At 67.1% G+C, this 19617-nt stretch carries 14 protein-coding genes and 1 pseudogene; 11 read left to right on the forward strand and 4 right to left on the reverse strand.

Annotation, left to right across the window (positions count from 1 at the left end; translation table 11 throughout):
• Entirely contained in the window at positions 1-1626 is a 1626-nt protein-coding gene (locus A6A40_RS04055; RefSeq protein WP_063634225.1) for a polysaccharide deacetylase family protein, read from the reverse strand.
• 267 nt (positions 1627-1893) lie between these two features.
• On the opposite strand from A6A40_RS04055, the gene A6A40_RS04060 reads away from it, so the two are divergent.
• The gene (locus A6A40_RS04060; protein ID WP_063634226.1) at positions 1894-2262 is read left to right on the forward strand and encodes a DUF2934 domain-containing protein; all 369 of its coding nucleotides are present in this window, start codon (positions 1894-1896) and stop codon (positions 2260-2262) included.
• A gap of 29 nt (positions 2263-2291) precedes the next feature.
• Here the strand turns inward: A6A40_RS04060 and A6A40_RS04065 are convergent, their stop codons facing one another.
• Entirely contained in the window at positions 2292-3617 is a 1326-nt protein-coding gene (locus A6A40_RS04065; protein ID WP_063634227.1) for a L,D-transpeptidase family protein, read from the reverse strand.
• Between the two features lie 381 nt (positions 3618-3998).
• Between A6A40_RS04065 and mepK the strand changes: the two genes are divergently transcribed.
• Positions 3999-4658 (forward strand): peptidoglycan L,D-endopeptidase MepK, encoded by a 660-nt coding sequence (gene mepK, locus A6A40_RS04070; protein WP_082860718.1) that lies wholly within the window; start codon positions 3999-4001, stop codon positions 4656-4658.
• Positions 4659-5297: 639 nt separating this feature from the next.
• Here mepK and A6A40_RS04075 read toward each other — a convergent pair.
• Positions 5298-5559: pseudogene (locus A6A40_RS04075) on the reverse strand (helix-turn-helix domain-containing protein); the annotation flags it as partial.
• A gap of 542 nt (positions 5560-6101) precedes the next feature.
• Positions 6102-6779, reverse strand: a complete 678-nt coding sequence (locus A6A40_RS04080) for a hypothetical protein (RefSeq protein WP_236783727.1) — start codon at positions 6777-6779, stop codon at positions 6102-6104.
• Between the two features lie 221 nt (positions 6780-7000).
• Here A6A40_RS04080 and A6A40_RS04085 point away from each other — a divergent pair, with 221 nt between their 5' ends.
• The 9 genes from A6A40_RS04085 to A6A40_RS04125 all read left to right on the forward strand — a co-directional run bounded on the left by A6A40_RS04085 (position 7001) and on the right by A6A40_RS04125 (position 19609).
• Positions 7001-8473, forward strand: coding sequence for a dynamin family protein (locus tag A6A40_RS04085; RefSeq protein ID WP_063634229.1), 1473 nt, complete (start codon positions 7001-7003; stop codon positions 8471-8473).
• Between the two features lie 105 nt (positions 8474-8578).
• A complete protein-coding gene (locus A6A40_RS04090; RefSeq protein WP_063634230.1) occupies positions 8579-9466 on the forward strand; it encodes a substrate-binding periplasmic protein in 888 nt (295 codons plus the stop codon).
• Between the two features lie 155 nt (positions 9467-9621).
• A complete protein-coding gene (gene aroQ, locus A6A40_RS04095) occupies positions 9622-10071 on the forward strand; it encodes a type II 3-dehydroquinate dehydratase (RefSeq protein WP_014247329.1) in 450 nt (149 codons plus the stop codon).
• A 22-nt stretch (positions 10072-10093) separates the two neighbouring features.
• Complete coding sequence (gene accB, locus A6A40_RS04100; RefSeq protein ID WP_063634231.1) at positions 10094-10549, forward strand: acetyl-CoA carboxylase biotin carboxyl carrier protein; 456 nt, start codon at positions 10094-10096, stop codon at positions 10547-10549.
• A gap of 19 nt (positions 10550-10568) precedes the next feature.
• Positions 10569-11909: an acetyl-CoA carboxylase biotin carboxylase subunit gene (accC, locus tag A6A40_RS04105; RefSeq protein ID WP_063634232.1), complete on the forward strand. Its 1341-nt coding sequence runs from the start codon at positions 10569-10571 to the stop codon at positions 11907-11909.
• A gap of 496 nt (positions 11910-12405) precedes the next feature.
• Entirely contained in the window at positions 12406-14889 is a 2484-nt protein-coding gene (locus A6A40_RS32255) for a methyl-accepting chemotaxis protein (RefSeq protein WP_063634233.1), read from the forward strand.
• Positions 14890-15090: 201 nt separating this feature from the next.
• Positions 15091-17529 carry a PAS domain-containing sensor histidine kinase gene (locus A6A40_RS04115; protein ID WP_063634234.1) on the forward strand — a complete coding sequence of 813 codons (2439 nt, stop codon included), beginning with the start codon at positions 15091-15093 and terminating at the stop codon, positions 17527-17529.
• Positions 17526-19172 (forward strand): sensor histidine kinase, encoded by a 1647-nt coding sequence (locus A6A40_RS04120; RefSeq protein ID WP_082860720.1) that lies wholly within the window; start codon positions 17526-17528, stop codon positions 19170-19172. The genes A6A40_RS04115 and A6A40_RS04120 overlap by 4 nt, the downstream gene beginning before the upstream one ends.
• Positions 19172-19609 (forward strand): response regulator, encoded by a 438-nt coding sequence (locus A6A40_RS04125; protein WP_063634235.1) that lies wholly within the window; start codon positions 19172-19174, stop codon positions 19607-19609. The genes A6A40_RS04120 and A6A40_RS04125 overlap by 1 nt, the downstream gene beginning before the upstream one ends.
• The last annotated feature ends 8 nt before the right edge of the window (positions 19610-19617 follow it).

Genomic DNA, 19617 nt, shown 5'->3' on the forward strand with positions numbered 1-19617 from the left:
TTACTGACGGTCGGCCGGGGGAACGGTGGCCGGCACCGGCATTCCGGCGTTGACGATCTTCGGCAGAGCCAGGTTGCGGGCCCGATCCAGCCACTCCGACAGAGTGACGAACTCGCAGCCCTTGCCCCGCAGTTCCGCGATCACGCGGGGGAGAGCCTGCGCGGTGCTGGGATAGGTCGAGTGCATCAGGAAGACGTTGCCCGGCATGCCGCCCAGCTTGATCTGGCTGACGATCTTGTCGGCGTTGCGCACCTGCCAGTCGCGCGTATCGACCGACCACAGGACCGATCCCATGCGCTCCTCGCGCGCAACGGTCAGAAGCTCGTCGGAATAGCGGCCGTATGGCGGGCGGAACAGCACCGGGTTGGCGCCGAACTCCCGCAGGATGCGGTTGGTCTCGGCAATCTCGTACCGCGCGGCGGTTGCGTCCATCTTGCGCAGGTCGGAGTGGGTCAGGCTGTGGTTGCCGATCTCGTGCCCGCCGGCGACGAAGTCCCGGATCAGCTCGCCCTGGCGTTCGGCAATGCGGCCGACCGGAAAATAGGTGGCCCGCACCCCCTCCCGGTTCAGGATGTCCAGAACCTGCCGCGTGACGGTGCGGTGCGGCCCATCATCGAAGGTCAGGGCACAGAGGTTCCAGTTTTCCTTCTTCAGCGTTGCCGGCATCACATCATAGCGGGAGTCGGGCATCACCGAGCGCAGCCGGCCCTTGCGGCGGCTGTTCTGCTCGATGTCCGCCATCGTGCGTGCGTCTTCCTCGTTGTAGATGATCAGCCCTTCGGCGGGAGGGATGGCGGCAGTGATGGACGCCGGCGCCGGCGCCATCGGCGCTGCGGCGGCCGAACCGATCGGCGCCAAGACGGAGGTCGTCGTTCCGGATGGCGCTTCCACCTTGGCTCCGGGCTGCGGCGTCGCCTGGACGGCTGCCGCGGCTGGCTGCGCCATGGCGACGGTCGGTGCCTTGGGCGGTTCGGATGCCGCACCTGCCGGTGCGGTGATCATGGCGGTGACGGGAGCCTTGGCGTCGGGTGCAGCCTTGGCCGGAGCGGTCTTGGCGGTCGCTGCCGGAAGGGGCTCTACCTGGGCGGGCGTTGCCGCGACCGGCGGACGGTCGACGACGAGGCAACCGAAACCGGCACCGACGATGCGGCGGCACAGCGCCTTGGGATCGGCTCCGTTGGCCAACTGGGCGTAGAGCGCCACGCCTCCCGCCTCGCTCTTGCCGTCCAGCAGCATGACGGTTGCGGTCAGGTCCGCGGCCAAGGCGGGCTGGCGCTGCTGCAGGCTCTTCCAGCTCCACCATGCGTCGCCATCGCGGGAATAGATGCCGAGTTGCAGGACCGGCCCGGTTGCCGGCTTGCCTTCCGTCGTCGCGGGCGCGGCGCTGGGCTTCTCCGCTTCCGCCTTGGCAGGGGGCGGGCGCTGGGGACGGGTGTCGGGTGCGGCGGCGACGGGCAGGGCCGGAAGACCGAGAACGCAGGCCAGCAGCGCGGCGCTCAGAAGGCCACCGGCGGAACGGCCGGTCCGGAGCCCGGCGGCCGAGGCGGCGCCAAGCCTGCGGACGGCGTCGGCGACCCCGACGGGGGAGGCGATGGAGACGGCGTTCGGCCAGAAGATGCGCAACATATCGGTCCCGTCGCTTGGCCCAGCCACAATTTGCGGGACCGCCGGTTGATCGCGGTGCAATATCATCCCATTGGTATTAATTCAAACGACAAGCAGCGGAATTGCGGCAATTCCGGCGGATTTCGGGCAGGCGTTGCCATTCGGAAACGGTGGAGTGCCGGCCGGCCGGTAAGGGAGCGGAACCCAAGCGCAATGACGGGACCGGAACCGGCGGGGTGGTGGCGGGGTTCATTAGGGGAAACCCCAGCCGTGAAGGAGAGGACCCGTATGGCCGAGGACTTGGAAAGCCGAATCCGTCAGCGCGCGCATGAGATTTGGGAACGTGAAGGCCGGCCGGAGGGGCGCGCCGATGCCAATTGGGAACTGGCCAGCGAAGAGATTGCGATCCAGGAGAATTACCGGGATACGCTGAAGCCCAACCCGGTCGGCGGCCCGGAAGCAACCGCAATGCGGACCGAGCCGGTTGAGCCGGTTCTGGCCGTCGCCAACCAGGGCGAACAGCCGGGGCTGGCCGATCAAGGTGAGGAGTTCGGCCTGCCCATGCGCGGCGACCGCGAGATCCGGCCCATGCCGGAGGACGCCGCCTCCGCCGCGGTTCCGCCCAATCGCAGCAGGAAGACCCGCCGCCGCGCCTGACCGTCACCGCAAGGTCGAAGGCCCCGGCGTCAGGCCGGGGACTTCTCGACCGCAGCCGCGCCACCTTCGGCGGTTCCGGACTTGTTCATCGGAACGGCGGTGCGGCCGGAGCCGGCCGGCTGGGGTGCCGGTGCGGACGCGGGTGCCGCCGCCGGTGCGATGGTCGGGACCGCCGGGTCGGATGCGGACGAGGGGACCGACGCGGTGGCCGGCGCGTCGTCCAGCCGGTCGTAGATGTCCGGATGCAGGCGGACGGCTCCGTCCGCCTCGACCGTCGCGATCCAGTAGACGAACTGGACCGGCATGGGCGTCGCCAGCTTCACCCATTGCGGCTGCATTCTCTCCAGCATGCGGTCGATCCGCGCGGGCGTGACCGTGGTGCCCTGCAGCAGCAGTTCGGCCAAGCGGCGCGGGTCTTCCAGCCGGACGCAGCCGGAGCTGATCGAGCGAAGCTCCCGCGAGAACAGGCGCGGCTCGTTGGTGCCGTGCAGATAGATGTCGTGGGGATTGGTCAGGTTGAAGCGGAAGCGGCCCAGGGCGTTGTGGTTGCCCGGCTGCTGGACGATGCGGACCCGTCCGGGGCTGACGCCGTACCAGTCGACAGTCTCCGGAGCCACCTCCTGTCCATCAAGATAGACGATGGCGTTCTGGATGCCGGGAACCCCCTTGGCCCGCAGCATCGGCAGCTTGTCCTCCTTGAGGATGGTGGGCGGCACGGTCCAGGTCGGGTTGACGATGATGTGTGTGATGCGATCGGTCAGCAGCGGCGTCTCGCGCGACGGCCGGCCGACGATGGCGCGCATCGTCAGCTCCTCCTCCCCGCCGCGGACCAGGGTGGTGGTCTGGTCGGTCAGGTTCACCACCAGCACATCGTCCGGCGCGGTGTCGCGGAAATTGCGCATTGCCGCGGCGCTCTGCCGCATCAGGCCGGCCGCTTCGGCCGGCGTGCGATCCAGCGCGGCGAGGGTGCCGGCACCGACCAGCCCATCCGGCTTCATCCGCTGCGAAAGCTGGAAGGCCTTCACCGCCTGATCGATATCGGCCGTGAAATGGTCGGACAGCTTGTCGGCCGGCAGCAGGCCGAGTTCCACCAGCCGCTGCGACAGCCGGGCGACCCGTTCCCCGCGGCTTCCCTGCTTGATCGTCGCACCTTCGCCGATCCGGGTGGACGGCTGCGTGGGCGTGCGGTCCAGTTCCGCCGCGGCGCCGTCCAGCCGGTCGGCCCATTGGGTCAGCGTGTCGCGATAGGGCAGGGCGTCGGCCGGTGCAGGGCCGAGCAGCGCCAGCACCGATGCGGCGGCCATGGCCAGGACGGCCAGCGTGCAGGGCTTGCGGCGGTCGGCGGATACGGTCATGTCGAAACCCTCTGTCACGGCGGGCCATTTGCGAATCGGAAAGGGTGCGGCGCGGCCCTTATGGTCAATCTATGCAACGCAATAATGGAAGGCGAGCCGTACGGCGCGAATTCTTCGCGAACATTCGTCCAGTGTGGCTTTCCCGTCGCCGTCCTATGACCCCGCCTATGCAATAAGGTCACAGTGCGAAATTTTTTGATTGCCTGGACCGATGACCTTCCCTATACGAATAACCGTCCGTAGACGTTTCCCGCCAGACGAAGCGCTCCGGGCAAGCGTTGGTTACTAAGGTTTACACCCAACGTGGGCGCCAAGCGACCCGCCAGACGCCAAACGGCCACATCGTAGAACGGCCAGAACGCAAAACGACGAGGTTCGGGGATGCTTTTGGGGGATGATGAGCGTGTCGCTCCGGCCATGGGGCGGCGCGGGTTCCTGGGTTTTGCCGCCGCGGCGGTGTCTGCGGCCGTTCCTGTCGCATCGGGATTGGCGTCGAGCGTCGCGGCCAGGGTCGTGACCGGTGGCGTGGTGACCGGCGTAACCGCGGCTCCGGTCCTTCTGGGGGCCGGTTCTGCCGACGCTGCGCCTCTGGCGGGCGGTGTCCGGCGCCTCAGCCTTCACAACATCAACACCAACGAGAGCTTCGACGGCGTTTATTGGGCCGACGGCCATTACAAGCCGGATGCGCTGCGCAAGCTCGATGTGCTTCTGCGCGACCACCGCGCCAAGCAGGTCTGCCACTACGACCCGCGGCTGTTCGATCTGCTCGCCCGCGTGCACCAAAGCGTCGGGTCCGACGATCCCTTCGAGGTGATCTGCGGCTACCGGTCCCGCCGGACCAATGCCATGGCGCGCCGCCGGTCGCGCGGGGTGGCGAAGGAAAGCTACCATACCCGCGGCATGGCCATCGACATCCGCCTGCCCGACACGCAGCTGCGCGCCATTTCCGAGACGGCGAAGGCCATGCAGGGGGGCGGAGTCGGCTTCTATCCCCGCAGTGGCTTCGTGCATCTCGACGTCGGCCCCGTCAGGAGCTGGTAAGGTCCGGAGCTGGTAAGGCCGCGCATCGGCGCTTGCGCCCAGTTGGATGTTCAGCATGTGAAGCGAAAAGCCCCGCATCAGACGATGCGGGGCTTTTCGTATGGGAACTCTGGGGGGGAACGGTCCACCGCATCCGCTTTGAAGGAACCGAACCGGTCGCCGCTTCCTGCCGTCAATTGCGGGGCGAGGATTTTGATGCGCGCAGAATGTCGGTCGGATCCCACACGGCTCCGTGACGGCGTCGCTTTCCCTTGTTGTTGCCCGAAGCCTCGGCCGATCCGGTCGTCTTGATCCGCGGCGTATCGCTTCGAACCGCCCGGCTGGACACGCGGGTTCCATCCGCTTCCATGACGGTATCAGCTGCGGCGCTGCTCCGGCCATCGCTCTGCGCGGCGTCACCTGACAGCGGAGAACCGTCAAGGTATGACGGTCCGCCCTCGTCGTTGCCACCCTCCCCGGATCCTTCCGGCGGTTCCCTTATTTCAGGGGAAAGTGCGGAAAGCAGCGACAACATCTCGTCCGACACATGGGAAGGCGCGGCGCGCCAGAGCCGCAGCAGCCGCGCCTCGCGCCGGCTGATCTGCGTGTCATTGTCGTCGGAGTCCTCGAAGCCGGGGCGGCGGCGTGATCCGTCCGGATCATTGTAGGTGTCGAAGAAGAAGCTGACCGGAACGTCCAAGACCTGGCCGAGACGGTAGAGGGTGCCTGCGGAAATGCGGTTGGAGCCGCGTTCGTATTTCTGGACCTGTTGAAAGGTCAGTCCGATGGCTTCACCCAACTTTTCCTGGCTCATCCCCAGCAAGGTCCGGCGCATCCGCACTCGCTGCCCGACATGGGCATCAACAGACCAAGACTCCGGCGATCCGCGTCGTCCTCTTTTGCGCGCCGTCGGTTCACTCATGTCCATTGGTCTCCGATAGCCAGTCTTCCATCGCCTCTCTTTGCGAGAATGAAAGGATTGTTTGCATGATCTTTTCCGATTTTCAAGAGAAAACTTTTGAATATTGGTCTATCGACGCCATATTCCGATAGGTATCGATGGTGGGGAAACATTCGCAGGAGTTGCTTTGTTACAGATTTGAATTATTTCCGAGCTGGCCAGAATCAATTCCGTGAGCGCTTTGTCCATACCCTACACCCATCCATTGGCGGAAATCTCCGTGTCTTTCGTCTCATCCAATGGTTGGAGTGATCGCTTGGAAAATTCAGCCGTCGCCGGTTCGAATGCAGACGGGATGAGAACTGCTACAAATGGTGATCGCAAACCTTCTGGTTGCGGCAAATAATCGTGCGCGGAATAAGCAATCTTTCACATGACTCAGGCCGATACAAGGTGTCACGCGCCGCTCCCCGTCCAGTAAAGGACAGAATCGTTGGCGGGAGAAGCATTAATAGATATTTAACCTTATGCGCCGAGTTCGGCGGGGCGGTTCGTGGCCCGATTCACCGGGGTTCCTGCCGTGATGCGTGACTATCCGTATCGGCCTTGGCGATGCCCTTCATTCGCAGAGGTTCCGCCGCATCGGCGGTGCCGGCGGTGCCGGCGGCCCAAGGTCCACCCGGGGTGGCGAAAGCCTCCACATGGTCGCGCAGCTTCTGGACCTGGGAGGGCGTGACGCTGCGGCCGAAGCGCGACTTCAGCAGGGCTGCGAGCGCGCCGCGCGTCGGCCGGTCGCCGCCGGCCGCGAGGGTGCGGTAGACGACGAAGGCTTCGGCATAAAGCCTGACGCGTTCCGGCCGGCGCCGCAACTGCACGGCCTGCCGGTCAGTGCTCCGCTCCAGATGAAGCGTCAGGCGCCGGACGGCCTCAGCCTCGCTCAGGTCGGGCAGAAAAGCCACGGGGGAGCCCGGCGGCTCCGGACGGCCGATGGACTGGCGAAGGCGTCGTCGGCGCTGGCGCTCGCGGTCGCCGGCCCGCAGCCGCTCGGCATAGGCGGGATCGGCCGCGCGGCGTTCGGTGCGGCTGCGGTTGGAGCGCGCCGCGCGATCGGCCTCACGCGCCCTCTCGGCCGGGTCGCGCAGCAGGAAGGCCAACTCCTCCGCGGTCAGCCGGTGCTCCTCTCCCGGTTCGGAGAGGGGAGGGGCGGAAGGGGGAGCCTGGGTGCCGTCGTCGCTGTCCATTCGGAAGCAACGTTCCGCTTCCGCGACCTGTTCCACCGGATCCACCGTCGACGGCTTTCCGATCTCGCCCGACCGATCGTCCCCCGCATGGAGTATGAGGGAGATTTCATGTCCGGACGCCGCTCCGCCCGTGCTAGACAGGGCCGGACGCGACCGGGCGGGCGCAGCGCCGCATCCGGTCCAAGTCCCGTGCCCCGTGCCATTGTGGAATCAGACCGACCATGACCCCCCGGCAAGCCCTTCAGCAGCGCCTTGCGGCCCTGGATGCCCATCTGCGCGCCGAACATCCCAACCTGCTGCCGGTCCTTCCGACCTTCCGGGCCTTCGACCGGATCCTTGCCGGGCTTGGTCTGATCGACCGTCATGAGTCGCTGACCACCCGTATTCCCTGGTGGCCGATGGTCGCGGTGCTCGGCACCTTCTCGGCCGGAAAGTCGACCTTCCTCAACGGCTATCTGGGCGAGGCGCTGCAGAACACCGGCAACCAGGCGGTCGACGACAAGTTCACCGTCATCTGCCACGGGCCGGAAACGCGGAAGGAGGCGCTGCCCGGCACCGCGCTCAACGCCGACCCGCGCTTTCCCTTCTACCGCATCGCCGACGAGATCGAGAAGGTGGCGGCAGGCGAGGGCAAGCGGATCGACAATTACCTGCAGTTGAAGACGCTTGCCGGGCCGCGGACCAAAGGCAAGATCTTCATCGATTCGCCGGGCTTCGATGCCGACGACCAGCGCCGCTCCGTCCTGCGGCTGGTCGACCATATCGTCGAGCTGTCGGACCTCGTGCTGGTCTTCTTCGACGCCCGCCATCCCGAACCGGGCGCCATGCAGGACACCCTGCGCCATCTGGTCGCCAAGACGGTGAACCGTGCCGATGCCCGCAAGGTCTGCTACATCCTGAACCAGGTCGACACCACGGCCAAGGAAGACAATCTGGAGGCGGTTTTCGGTGCCTGGCAGCGGGCGATCGCCCAGGCCGGGCTGGTGTCGGGCCGCTTCTATGCGATCTACGACCAGCGCTCCGCCGTCGCCATCGAGGATGATGGCCGCCGTGCCCGCTACGAGGCGCGGCGCGATCACGATCTTGCCGAACTCCACACCCGCATCAACGAGGTGGAGGTCGCGCGGGCCTACCGCATCATCGGCTCCATCGATAGCCTGACCAAGGAGCTGGAGGGCGAGATCATCCCCAAGCTGCGCGAGGCGATGGCGGCTTGGCGCAGGCGCGTGCTGATCGGCGATGCCGTGTGGGGCGCGCTTCTCCTGGTGCTGTCGGGAGCCATCTTGCAGACGATCGGCGGCGGGATCGGCGCCTTCCTGGGCTGGCTGTTCGACAATCCCGACGGCGGCGTGCCCTTGCGCGTGGTCGGCACCGCCGTGATTCTGGGCGGTCTGTTCCTGGTCGGCCATGTCAAAATCCGGCAATTCTTCGCCGGCCGCATCGCCGCGGGCCTGAGCGACCGGTTCGGTGACGTCGATCTGAACCTGCGGCAGGCCTTCCTCGCCAACACCCGCTTCTTCCGGTCCATCTTCGCCAAGCAGCCGGCGGGCTGGGGCGGCAGGGCGCGCAAGGCGATCTTCGCCATCCGCGAAGCGACGGCGGTGCATGTCCAGCGCATCAACGACCTCTACACCGACCCGGCCGGCCGCCGCGCGCGGGAGGCTGCCTCTGCCCCCGCCACCGCCGCGGAGTGATCGGCGATCCCCGCCCGCTCTTTACAGGATCGCGGAAAGGTCGTTAGATCCCTGGACCTTGCGGGTGTCGGCCGACGGTCCGCGGAGGGGCGGGAGAGGGTGGAAATGGGCGTTCGATTGGCGGGCGGAATCGTCGCGGAGAGGGCGGGCGCTGCCATGCTGGCCGTCCTGCCGGCCATGCTCCCTGCCGTCGTGCTGCTGCTCGCCGTGCCGACAGCCGGGCAGGCACTCGACTCCGGTTCCGGGCCGGCCCCGGCTCCCTACACCGGCCTCGACCTGGTGACGGGCGGCGATTACGCACCCTATACGGGCGAGGAGTTGCCGGCCGGCGGGCTGGTGACGGACCTGGCCCGCCGGGCCTTCGCGGTGTCCGGCCGCCATTACGATGTCCGGTTCATGCCGTGGAAGCGCGGTTACGACGCGGTGGTCGCCGGCCGGTTCCTGGCGACCTTCCCCTATGTCCGCACACCGGAACGCGAGCAGGAGGTGCTGTTCTCCGACCCGGTGATCGAGGTGCGGCAGTTTGTCTACATGTCGAACCGCACGGCCATGGCCTTTGACGCCCGGCCGGCCGACGGCCGATCGGTGCGCGGCTCCCCGGCCCTGGAGGGGTTCCGCGGCCGGACCGTCTGCCAGCCGGTGGGCTATGCGCTGCCGCCGGAACTGGAGGCGCTGGTCGGGCAGGGGCAGCTGGCGCGGCAGACTCCGTCCGACCTCGGGGCCTGTGTGCGCATGGTGGCGACCGGTCGTGCGGATGCCCTCGTCATCGACGAGTACAGCGCCGCCGCCGCGATCGCCCGGTCCGGGCTGGCGGACGACATCCGGGTCTCGGAGCACCCCTATGCGGTCGTTACCTTCCATCTGGTGATCGGGCGCGCCACACCGGGGGCCGAAACGACGCTCGCCGCCTTCAACGACGGGCTCAAGGCGTTGAAGGCGCAGGGCATCTACCATGAACTGCTGTCGGGCCACACCGTTCCGCCACCCCCCTGAGCCCCGGCGGCCTGTCGGCGCGGACAGGATGGCGGCGACGCCGGGCGGAAGCCCATGCCGCGCTTTTCCGCGCCAAAGGCCCGCGTCGCCATGGACAGGACGGTGCTTCGTGCTATAAACGCGCGGTTTCGATCATGGGAAAAGGGGCGCGGGCCGTGGCCATCGACGCGTCGATTCTGGTCCTCAACGGGCCGAACCTCAACATGCTGGGCGTGCGGGAGCCGCAAATCTACGGGTCGATGACCCTGGACGACCTGGAGGCCGCCTGCCACGAGCGTGCCGACCAGCTGGGTCTGACCGTGGATTTCCGGCAATCGAACCATGAAGGCGAGCTCGTCTCGTGGATTCAGCAGGCACGCACGGAGAATGACGGCATCGTCATCAACGCCGGCGCCTACACCCACACCTCGGTCGCGATCATGGACAGTCTGATCCTGTCGGAACTGCCGGTGATCGAGGTCCATCTGTCGAACATCTTCAAGCGCGAGCCGGTCCGCCATCACTCCTACATCTCGCCGGTGGCGAGGGGAATGATCTGCGGGTTCGGGCCGCACGGGTATCTTCTGGCGCTGGACGCCATCGCGAACATCATCGACCGCGATTAAGGAAACGGGAACGACTGACATCATGGCGAGCTTCGACATCGACGGCGATCTGGTCCGCAAGCTGGCGGACCTCCTGCGTGAGACGGGCTTGAGCGAGATCGAGTTCGCCGAGGGCGAAAAGCGCATCCGCGTCACCCGGCCGACCGCCGCCCAGACGGTCGCCGTCCAGGCCGCCCCGGTCCTGGCGGCCGCGCCGGTCGCCGCCGCGGCGGCTGCTCCGGGCTCGGCCAAGCCGGCGAGCCATCCGGGCGCGGTGAACTCGCCGATGGTCGGCACCGCCTATCTGGCGGCCGAACCGGGCGGCACGCCCTTCGTCCGTCCGGGCGACGTGGTCAAGGCCGGCCAGACCATCATGATCATCGAGGCGATGAAGGTCATGAACCCGATCAAGGCCCCGCGCGGCGGCACGGTCGCCGAGGTGCTGGTCTCCGACGCCCAGCCGGTCGAATTCGGCGAAGTTCTCCTCATCATCGAGTAAGCGGGGCATTCCCTTGGCGATGTTCGAAAAGGTCCTGATCGCGAACCGTGGTGAGATCGCTCTGCGCATCCACCGCGCCTGCCGCGAAATGGGGATCCAGACCGTGGCGGTGCATTCCACCGCCGACGCCGACGCCATGCACGTCCGCCTCGCCGACGAGAGCGTGTGCATCGGTCCGGCGTCTGCGCGCGAGAGCTACCTCAACATTCCGGCCATCCTGTCGGCTGCGTCGATCACCAATGTCGACGCCATCCATCCAGGCATCGGCTTCCTGTCCGAAAACGCCCAGTTCGCGGAGATGGTGGAGGAGCACGGCTTCACCTTCATCGGCCCGACGCCGGAGCATATCCGGATCATGGGCGATAAGGTCACCGCCAAGAAGACGGTGATGGAACAGGGGCTTCCGGTGGTGCCCGGCTCCGACGGTCCGGTGTCTACCCTGGAAGAGGCGGAGAAGGTCGCCCACGAGACCGGCTATCCGGTGCTGATCAAGGCGGCGGCCGGCGGCGGCGGCAAGGGCATGAAGGTCGCCCGCAACCCCGACCAGCTGAAGGAAGCCTATCAGCTCGCCCGTGGCGAGGCGCGCGCCGCCTTCGGCAACGACGAGGTCTATCTGGAGAAGTATCTCGGCCGGCCCCGCCATATCGAGATCCAGTTGCTGGGCGACACCCACGGCGCCTGCGTGCATTTCGGCGAGCGCGACTGTTCGGTCCAGCGCCGGCACCAGAAGGTGATCGAGGAGGCGCCGAGCCCGGCCCTGAACGCCGAGCAGCGCGAGTATATCGGCGCCCTGGCTGCCAGGACCGCGGCGGCCATCGGCTATCGCGGCGTCGGTACGATGGAGTTCCTGTTCGAGGACGGGCAGTTCTATTTCATTGAAATGAACACCCGCCTGCAGGTGGAACACACCATCACCGAGATGATCACCGGCATCGATCTGGTCCGCGAACAGATCCGCGTCGCCGCCGGTGCGCCGCTGGGCTACGGCCAGTCGGACATCCGCTTCGAAGGCCACGCCATCGAGTGCCGGGTGAATGCCGAGAATCCGGAGACCTTCATCCCGTCGCCGGGCAAGATCGACGGCTATCACGCGCCTGGCGGCCTGGGCGTGCGTGTCGATTCAGCGCTGTATGACGGCTACCGCGTGCCGTCGCACTACGACAGCCTGATCGCCAAGCTGGTCGTCCATGGCACCACCCGCAACGAGTGCCTGATGCGCCTGCGCCGCTCCATCGAGGAGTATGTGATCGGCGGCATCCAGACGACGCTGCCGCTGCACGAGCGCATCATCGCCCAGCAGGCCTTCATCGACGGCAATTACGATATCCATTGGTTGGAACAGCTGATGGCGAAGTCCTGAGCCGCTGCGGCCTTTTCTATCGGCTTATAAGCATTGCGGCGAATTGTCGCAGATTTGAAGCCCCTCTCTCCAAGTCGAGCGAGGGGCTTTCTTTTTATCAACATTTTCTCATGCAAGTGACAGTTCTCTCATCGGCAATCCAGTATTTTGCATTTTGGAAATCTCTCACCGGATTGGCGTTTCATTTTTTGCAAATTGCGATGCCGGATGCAGCGCAATGCGGAGCCGACGACGACCTTCCCCTGTTCCGCCGGGCTTGCTGCCCATAGGGGTTTTCCCCGCAGAAGGCTTCCAAGGATTTCATTGTGCATGGCACGCCTCTTGCTGACTTGATCTGTGTCAGTGCGGAGGGGTGCCTACCCAGAGTAGATGAAACTCCATTCCGATATCTGTACCGAACCATCGCCATCGTTTGGCGGTGCGGCGACCTTGATCCGAAGTCCGGTTGCGCCCGTCGCGCCGCCAAACCTGTCCCTTGCCTGACGAGGCCCTGTCCATGCGCCTGAACGAACCGATCACCGACCGCGAAATCGTGATGGAAGACGGCGTCCTGCTGGTGTCGCGCACCGACACGGGCGGGCGCATCACCTTCGTCAACAAGGCCTTCGTCGACATCAGCGGCTATGCGGAATCCGAACTGATCGGTGCGCCCCACAATCTGATCCGGCATCCCCACATGCCGGAGGCGGCCTTTGCCGACCTGTGGGCGACGATCAAGGACGGGCGGCCGTGGGAAGGGCTGGTGAAGAACCGCACCAAGACGGGCGACTTCTACTGGGTACGGGCCAACGTCACGCCGGTGATCGAGGAGGGCGCGGTGACCGGCTTCATCTCCATCCGCACCAAGCCCAAGCGCGAGCAGGTGGCGGCGGCCGAGCGGCTCTATGCCGACATCCGCGACGGACGGGCGCGTCACCTGACGGTGCGCGACGGGCAGACGGTGGGGCGGGACGCCGGGGCGGCATTGCGGCGCTGGACGGCCAGCGTGACAGGCCGGCTGACCCTGATCTTCAGCTTCATGATCCTGGCGATGCTGGCGGTGGGCGGCGTGACCCTGCGCGGCATGTCGGACAGCAACGCCTCGCTGAAGACGGTGTACGAGGACAGGACTGTGCCGGCGGTGCAGATCGGCGAGATCCTGGACCACATGCGCGACACTGTGCAGACGCTTCAGCGTCTGATCATCGACACCCGCGACGGTACCGACGCCAAGGTGATGGCGGGGCGCGAGACGCGGATCACCGGCAACAACGCCACCATAGACCGGCTGTGGGCGGAGTATCTCACCACCTATCTGACGCCGGAGGAGGCGGTGCTGGCCGAACGTTTTGCCAAGCAGCGCGCCGCCTTCCTGAACGAAGGCTTGCTGCCGGCGGTCGAACTGGCGCGCCTGGGCGATTCGCTGCGGCTGGAGGTTCTGGTCCGCGACCGCGTCGAACCGCTGTTCCAGGCCGCCTTCCAGACGAACAAGGACCTGCTGCAACTGCAGCTGACCGTCGCCAAAGCCGAATATGAAGGGGCATTGGAGGATTTCCAGTGGCATCTGGTGGTCGCCGTGGCTGCCGGGCTGGGCGTTCTGCTGGCGGCGGTTCTGTGCGGGCTGTTGCTTCTGCGCACGGTTCGCCGGCCGCTGGCCGGATTCTCCGCCGATTTCGACGCAATCGCCCGCAACGACCAGGCCCACATCATCGACCTGCCGGAAGCGGTGGAGTTTCACCCTGTCGCCAGCCAGCTGCGCGGACTGAAGGCCCGCCTCTGCTACGCCGTGCAGGAGCGTGTCGAGCGCGACCGGCAGGCGGACGAGGAGCGGCGCCGCGCACTTGAGGCCATGGCCTCGACCGTGGAGCGCGAAGCCGGCCGCGCGGTGGAGGAGGTGGCCCAGCGCACAGGCTCCATGGCCGACGATGCGGAAGGCATGTCCGGCTCGGCCGAGCGCGTCAGCATCAATGCGCAGACGGTGGCGTCGGCTGCCGGGCAGGCGCTGGCCAACGCGCAGACCGTGGCCGCCGCCAGCGAGCAGTTGGCCGCCTCGATCCGCGAGATTTCGTCCCAGGTCGCCCATTCCAGCGCGGTGACCCGCCGTGCGGTCGAGAGCGGCCATCACACCCAGGCCACCATCCGTTCGCTGTCGGAGACGGTGGCGAAGGTGGGCGAGGTGGTGAACCTGATCCAGTCCATCGCCGGACAGACCAACCTGCTGGCGCTGAACGCCACCATCGAGGCGGCGCGGGCGGGGGAGGCCGGCAAGGGCTTCGCCGTCGTGGCGAGCGAGGTGAAGAGCCTCGCCAACCAGACAGCCACCTCGACCGAGGAGATCACCCGCCAGATCACCGCCATCCAGGCGGTGACCGACGAGGCCGTGCAGGCGGTGGAGGAGATCGGCCGCACCATCGCCGAGATCGACCACATCGCCGGCTCCATCGCCGCCGCGATGGAGGAGCAGTCGGCCGCCACCCAGGAGATCAGCCGCAACGTGGTGGAAACCTCCAGTGCCGCACAGGAGGTCTCGTTTCGCATCGCCGCCGTGTCCGAGGAGGCCGACCGCACCGGCGAACAGGCGGCCCAGGTCAAGAACGGCTCCGGCGATGTCGCCCGCTCCATCGAGTCCCTGCGGCAGGTCCTGGTGCGTATCGTGCGCACCTCCACCGGCGACGCCGACCGCCGGCGCAAGCCGCGTTATCGGGTGGAGGAGACGGGAACGCTGCTGATCGGCGGCGACCGTCTGGCCGTGACCGTCCGCAACCTGTCCATCGGCGGCGCCATGATCGATCCGGTGACGGCGACCGACGGCCGTTCGCTCGCCGGCACCGCCGGCCATCTGCGCCTCGACCGCTACGGGGCCGAGGCGGCGGTCATGGTCAAGGCGGTGGAGCACAACCGCATCCATCTGGCATTCGAGGCTGACGGCATGACGGGCGACTTCCTCCGGGCGGTGGAGATCGCAACCAAGGACCGTCCACCCGTCGATGCGGCCGCCTGAACCATCCGGCGTCACCCCATCATTCGGTATCGGTAATGATTAAGCGTCTTCTTCATCCTGATGGTTGAGGACTGTGGCCCTGTGACAATTTCGCAAGGGATTGCTTCATGGTTGAAGGAGTATGATTTTCATGCTGCCGGAAGGTGCGGCGTTTGTCCGCACTTCCTTCCGGATGAATGGAAACGAGGTCCGGCCGCAACCATGGTCGAAGCAACCACACTGTGCCCTCCATCGGGCGCCGGCGCGCCATCCGCCATTGCCGCGCGAAAGCCCCGCGTCCGCCTGAAATGGCGTCGTGCCCGGCAGGATGCGTCGGTTCCGCGCCTGCATCTGGCGACCGATGCCGCCGGTGACGGGATTTGGGACTGGGACCTCGCGACGGACGCGGTCTGGTTCAGTCCGGGCTGGCAGACGATGCTGGGCTTTTCGCCGGGCGAGGTGCCGCCGCAACTCGATTCCTGGAGCTCCCGCGTCCATCCGGAAGACCTGCCGCTGGCCCGGACGGCGCTGCAGGCGCATCTGTCCGGTGAGCGTCCCTTCTACGAGTCCGAGCACCGCATCCGCGCCAAATCGGGGGACTGGCTGTGGATCCTCAACCGCGGCCGGGTGGTGTCCTGGGATGCGGAAGGCCGGCCCCGCCGCATGATCGGGACTCACATCGACGTCACCGCCCGCAAGCGGGTGGAGGAGGAGCTTGCCGAAAGCCGGCTGCAACTGGACGCCATCCTCGACAATGCTCCGGTCGGCGTGCTGCTGGTCGACAGCGACCGCGTGATCCGCCGGGTGAACAAGGCGGTGGCCGCCACGTTCCAACACCGGATGGAGGACATCGTCGGGTCCAGCGCCCGCGTCATCTACACCGACGACCGGATATTCGAGGATGTGGGGCGGCGAGCCTATCCGCGCATGCTGTCGGGCGGCCAGTTCGATGAGGAGGTGGCGATGCGGCGGGCCGACGGCACGGACATCCGCTGCCGCCTGATCGGCCGCTCGGTGAAGGCGGACGACCCGGCCCGCGGCTTCGTCTGGGTGGTGGAGGATGTCACGGTGCGCTGGCGCGCCGAACAGGCGCTGAACGACCGGGCCGGATTCCAGCGTGTGCTTCTGGATACGGTGCCGGTCCCGATCTTCGTTCAGGACGTCATGGGCCATTATGTGGATGCCAACCACGCGTTCGAACGCTGGATGGGCATCGACCGGCAGGCGCTGTTCGGCCGCACCGTCTTCGACCTTGCCCCGCCGCACCTAGCCGAGGCCGACGAGGCGGTCGACAAGGCGCTGCTGGCCGACCAGAAGCCTCAGACCTACGAAACCCAACTGCGCTGCGCCGATGGAACGTTGCGCGACGTGCTGTTCTCCAAAGCCGTCTATTGCCGCACCGGCGGCAAGCCGGCCGGCATCGTCGGCGCGCTGATGGACATCAGCGAGCGCAAGCATGCCGAGCAGGCCCTTCTGGAGCGCCAGCAGCTGTTCGAACAGATCTTCGTCGCCAGTTGCGCGGTGAAGCTGCTCATCGATCCGGTCGACGGGCGGATCGTCGATGCCAACCCGGCGGCGGCGGAGTTCTACGGCTATGCGCTCGACCGGCTGCGCAGCATGCACATCCAGGACATCAACGTGGCGTCGCGGGCTGAGGTGGACCGGGAGCTGCGCCAAGCCAAACGCGCCGAACGCAGGCAGTTCCAGTTCCATCATCGGCTGGCCTCCGGCGAGATCCGGGACGTCGAGGTCTATGCCAGCAACATCGTCGTCCATGGCCGCAAGCTGCTGATGTCGCTGATCCACGACATCACCGAGCGCTGCATCGCCGAGGAGGCTCTGCGCGGCAAGACCCGCGAGCTGGAAAGGTCCAATGCGGAACTGGAGGCCTTCGCCTATGTCGCCTCCCACGACCTGCGCCAGCCGTTGCGGGTCATCACCAGCTACCTGACCCTCCTGGAGCGGGGGTTGGGCACGTCGTTGGACGAGGAGGGGCGGGAATGCATCGACTTCGCCCGCGACGGCGCCCAGCGGATGGACCGGCTGATCGTCGACCTGCTGGAATATTCGCGGGTCGGGCGCAAGGCCAAGCCCTTCCGTCCGGTTCCGCTGGACGAGCCGCTGCGGCTGGCAATGCTGAACCTGGAGGTCGCGGTCCAGGATGCCGGCGCTGCCGTCACGCTGGACGGGCTGGACGGGCTGGAGGGCGGAGCGCTCCCCGTGGTGGCCGGCGACGACAACGAACTGATGCGGCTGTTCCAGAACCTGATCGGCAACGCGGTGAAGTACCGCAAGCCCGGACGCCCTCCGGTGGTCCGCGTCGGCGTGGCTTTGGACCGGCAGGGCGGCGCGCCGGTGGTGCGCATCGACATCCGCGACAACGGCATCGGCATCGCCGCGGAGGACCGCGACAGGGTCTTCGGCATCTTCCAGCGGCTGCACCGCCGCGAGGAGTATGAGGGGACCGGCGTCGGGCTGGCCATCTGCAAGAAGGTGGTCGAGCATCACGGCGGCCAGCTGTGGGTGGAAGGCCCGCCGGACGACGATCTGCGTGACGCGGACGGGCGTCCCTGCGGCAGCCTGTTCCGCCTGGTTCTGCCGGCCCTGGCCTCTCCGGAGGAGCCGGCGTCCGCGGATGGGAAGGCACGGGACCGGCGATGACGGCGGAGCCCCTGTCCGCGCCGCGCCCGCCGGGGCCGGCGGTTCTGCGCCGCCTGATCGCCGGCGCCCTGCGGATATGGAAGCCGGCCGCCATCCAGGCCGCGGTGAGTCTGGTGCTGGCGCTGGCCTATCTGTGGATGGGCGGCGTCTACATCCGCGTCCTGGTGGCCGAACATCGGGCGAATGCGGCGCTCACCGCCTCGTCCATGGCCAGCACCCTGTCCAGCGCACTGAACGAGCGCCTGGCGCTGGTTCGCGGCCTGACCGCCTTCGTCGAGGTGGCCGCCGCGGCCGGTAGCCTCACCGAACAGTTTCCACGCTATGCCGAGGGACTGCGGCGGTCGGTGGTGGGTGTGCGCAACGTCTCCGCCGCACCGGGCTTCGTCGTCCGCATCGTCTATCCGGTCGAAGGCAACGAGAAGGTGCTGGGCAACGACCTGCTGAAGGACGCGCGCCCCGGCTTCGCCGAAACGGTGCAACGCGCCATCGTCAGCCGCGACGTGACCGTCCATGGCCCCATCACGCTGCTCCAGGGCGGGCAGGGGCTGATCGCCCGGCAGATCGTGCATGGATCTGGCAAGCCGTGGGGAGCGGTCGGTCTGGTGTTCGATGTCGGGGCCATCCTCGGCGAAGTGCGGTTCGACCGGGTGCCGCCGCATCTGGGCTTCGCCGTCGTGACCGACACCGGCCAACAGGTGGCGGGCGATGTGCTGGCGCTGAAGGGCGACCCGCTGGTGGAACGGATCAACCTGCCGGACGGACATTGGGAACTGGCGTTGGCCCCGCGCACCAGTTGGGAGGGGTTGGCCTATGCCGACCCGGCCTTCCGCGGATTCCAGGCGGCATTTCTGCTTCTGGCCCTGCTGATCGAGGCGCTGACCTTCATGGCGGTCAGCCGCCGCCACACGCTGGAACGGCAGGTCGACCTGCGCACCGCCGAACTGGGCCGGGCCAAGAACGAGTTGGAGCAGTTCGCCTACGCCGCCGCCCACGACCTGCAGGAGCCGTTGCGCGCCATCGTCAGCTATGCCCAGCTCCTGGAGAAGCAGCAGAAGGGGAAACTGGACGAGGAGAGCGCCGGCTTCATCCACGAGATCGTCGACGGGGCCGGGCGGCTGAAGATGCTGCTGCGCGACGTCCAGCTGTTCCTGGCGGAGGAGCGGGTGCCGCTGGGCTGCGGCACGATCTCGGCCGGGGACGCGCTGCAGGCGGCGATGACCGCGCTGAAACCGCGCATCGCCGAGGCCGGCGCCACCGTCACAGTGGGCGACCTTCCGGCGGTTCAGGCGGACGAACGGCGCCTGCGCGAGATTTTCATGGTGCTGATCGCCAATGCGGTCGAATACCGCCACCCCTATCGCGCGGCGGAGGTGCATGTCTCCAGCCGGCGCGTCGACGGCTATGACGTGATCGACGTGCGCGACAACGGCATCGGCATCGAGCCGCGCTACCGCGACCAGATCTTCGAGGTGTTCCGCCGCCTGCATTCGCGCGACGAGCATCCCGGCACCGGCATGGGACTGGCCATCGCCCGCAAGATGGTGGAGCGGCTGGGCGGCCGGATCACCGTCGTCTCCAGCCCCGGCGTCGGCAGCACCTTCTCGATCCATCTGCCCCATCCCGCCTTCCGAGGATTGCCCTGATGCAGGACCTGACGACTCCCTTCGAGATCCTGCTGGTCGAGGACGATCCGGCCGATGCCGGCCTCGCCAAGCGTGCGTTGCGCGACGGCCGTATCCTATGCAACGTGGGCCATGTCCGCGACGGCGTGGAGGCGATGGAGTATCTGCGCCGCCAGGGTCCGTTTGCCGGCGCCACCCGGCCCGACCTGATCCTGCTGGACCTGAACATGCCGCGCATGGACGGCCGCGAGGTCCTGCAGGAGCTGAAGGCGGACGACGGGCTGAAGACCATTCCGGTGGTGATCCTCACCACCTCCGACGTCGACCGCGACGTGAACGCCAGCTATCTGCTGGGAGCCAACAGCTTCATCACCAAGCCGATGGACATGGACGCCTTCTTCGATGCAGTGAAGAGCATCGAGGAGTACTGGTTCCGTGTCGTCCGGTTGCCACGGTGAAGGAGGCC

Source organism: Azospirillum humicireducens (assembly GCF_001639105.2).
Lineage (GTDB): Bacteria > Pseudomonadota > Alphaproteobacteria > Azospirillales > Azospirillaceae > Azospirillum > Azospirillum humicireducens.

Excerpts from the sequence above, each read along its gene's own strand:
- A6A40_RS04055 (WP_063634225.1), bottom strand. The coding sequence starts at position 1,626 with ATGTTGCGCATCTTCTGGCCGAACGCCGTCTCCATCGCCTCCCCCGTC.
- A6A40_RS04060 (WP_063634226.1), top strand. The coding sequence starts at position 1,894 with ATGGCCGAGGACTTGGAAAGCCGAATCCGTCAGCGCGCGCATGAGATT.
- A6A40_RS04065 (WP_063634227.1), bottom strand. The coding sequence starts at position 3,617 with ATGACCGTATCCGCCGACCGCCGCAAGCCCTGCACGCTGGCCGTCCTG.
- mepK (WP_082860718.1), top strand. The coding sequence starts at position 3,999 with ATGCTTTTGGGGGATGATGAGCGTGTCGCTCCGGCCATGGGGCGGCGC.
- A6A40_RS04080 (WP_236783727.1), bottom strand. The coding sequence starts at position 6,779 with ATGGACAGCGACGACGGCACCCAGGCTCCCCCTTCCGCCCCTCCCCTC.
- A6A40_RS04085 (WP_063634229.1), top strand. The coding sequence starts at position 7,001 with ATGACCCCCCGGCAAGCCCTTCAGCAGCGCCTTGCGGCCCTGGATGCC.
- A6A40_RS04090 (WP_063634230.1), top strand. The coding sequence starts at position 8,579 with ATGGGCGTTCGATTGGCGGGCGGAATCGTCGCGGAGAGGGCGGGCGCT.
- accB (WP_063634231.1), top strand. The coding sequence starts at position 10,094 with ATGGCGAGCTTCGACATCGACGGCGATCTGGTCCGCAAGCTGGCGGAC.
- accC (WP_063634232.1), top strand. The coding sequence starts at position 10,569 with ATGTTCGAAAAGGTCCTGATCGCGAACCGTGGTGAGATCGCTCTGCGC.
- A6A40_RS32255 (WP_063634233.1), top strand. The coding sequence starts at position 12,406 with ATGCGCCTGAACGAACCGATCACCGACCGCGAAATCGTGATGGAAGAC.
- A6A40_RS04115 (WP_063634234.1), top strand. The coding sequence starts at position 15,091 with ATGGTCGAAGCAACCACACTGTGCCCTCCATCGGGCGCCGGCGCGCCA.
- A6A40_RS04120 (WP_082860720.1), top strand. The coding sequence starts at position 17,526 with ATGACGGCGGAGCCCCTGTCCGCGCCGCGCCCGCCGGGGCCGGCGGTT.
- A6A40_RS04125 (WP_063634235.1), top strand. The coding sequence starts at position 19,172 with ATGCAGGACCTGACGACTCCCTTCGAGATCCTGCTGGTCGAGGACGAT.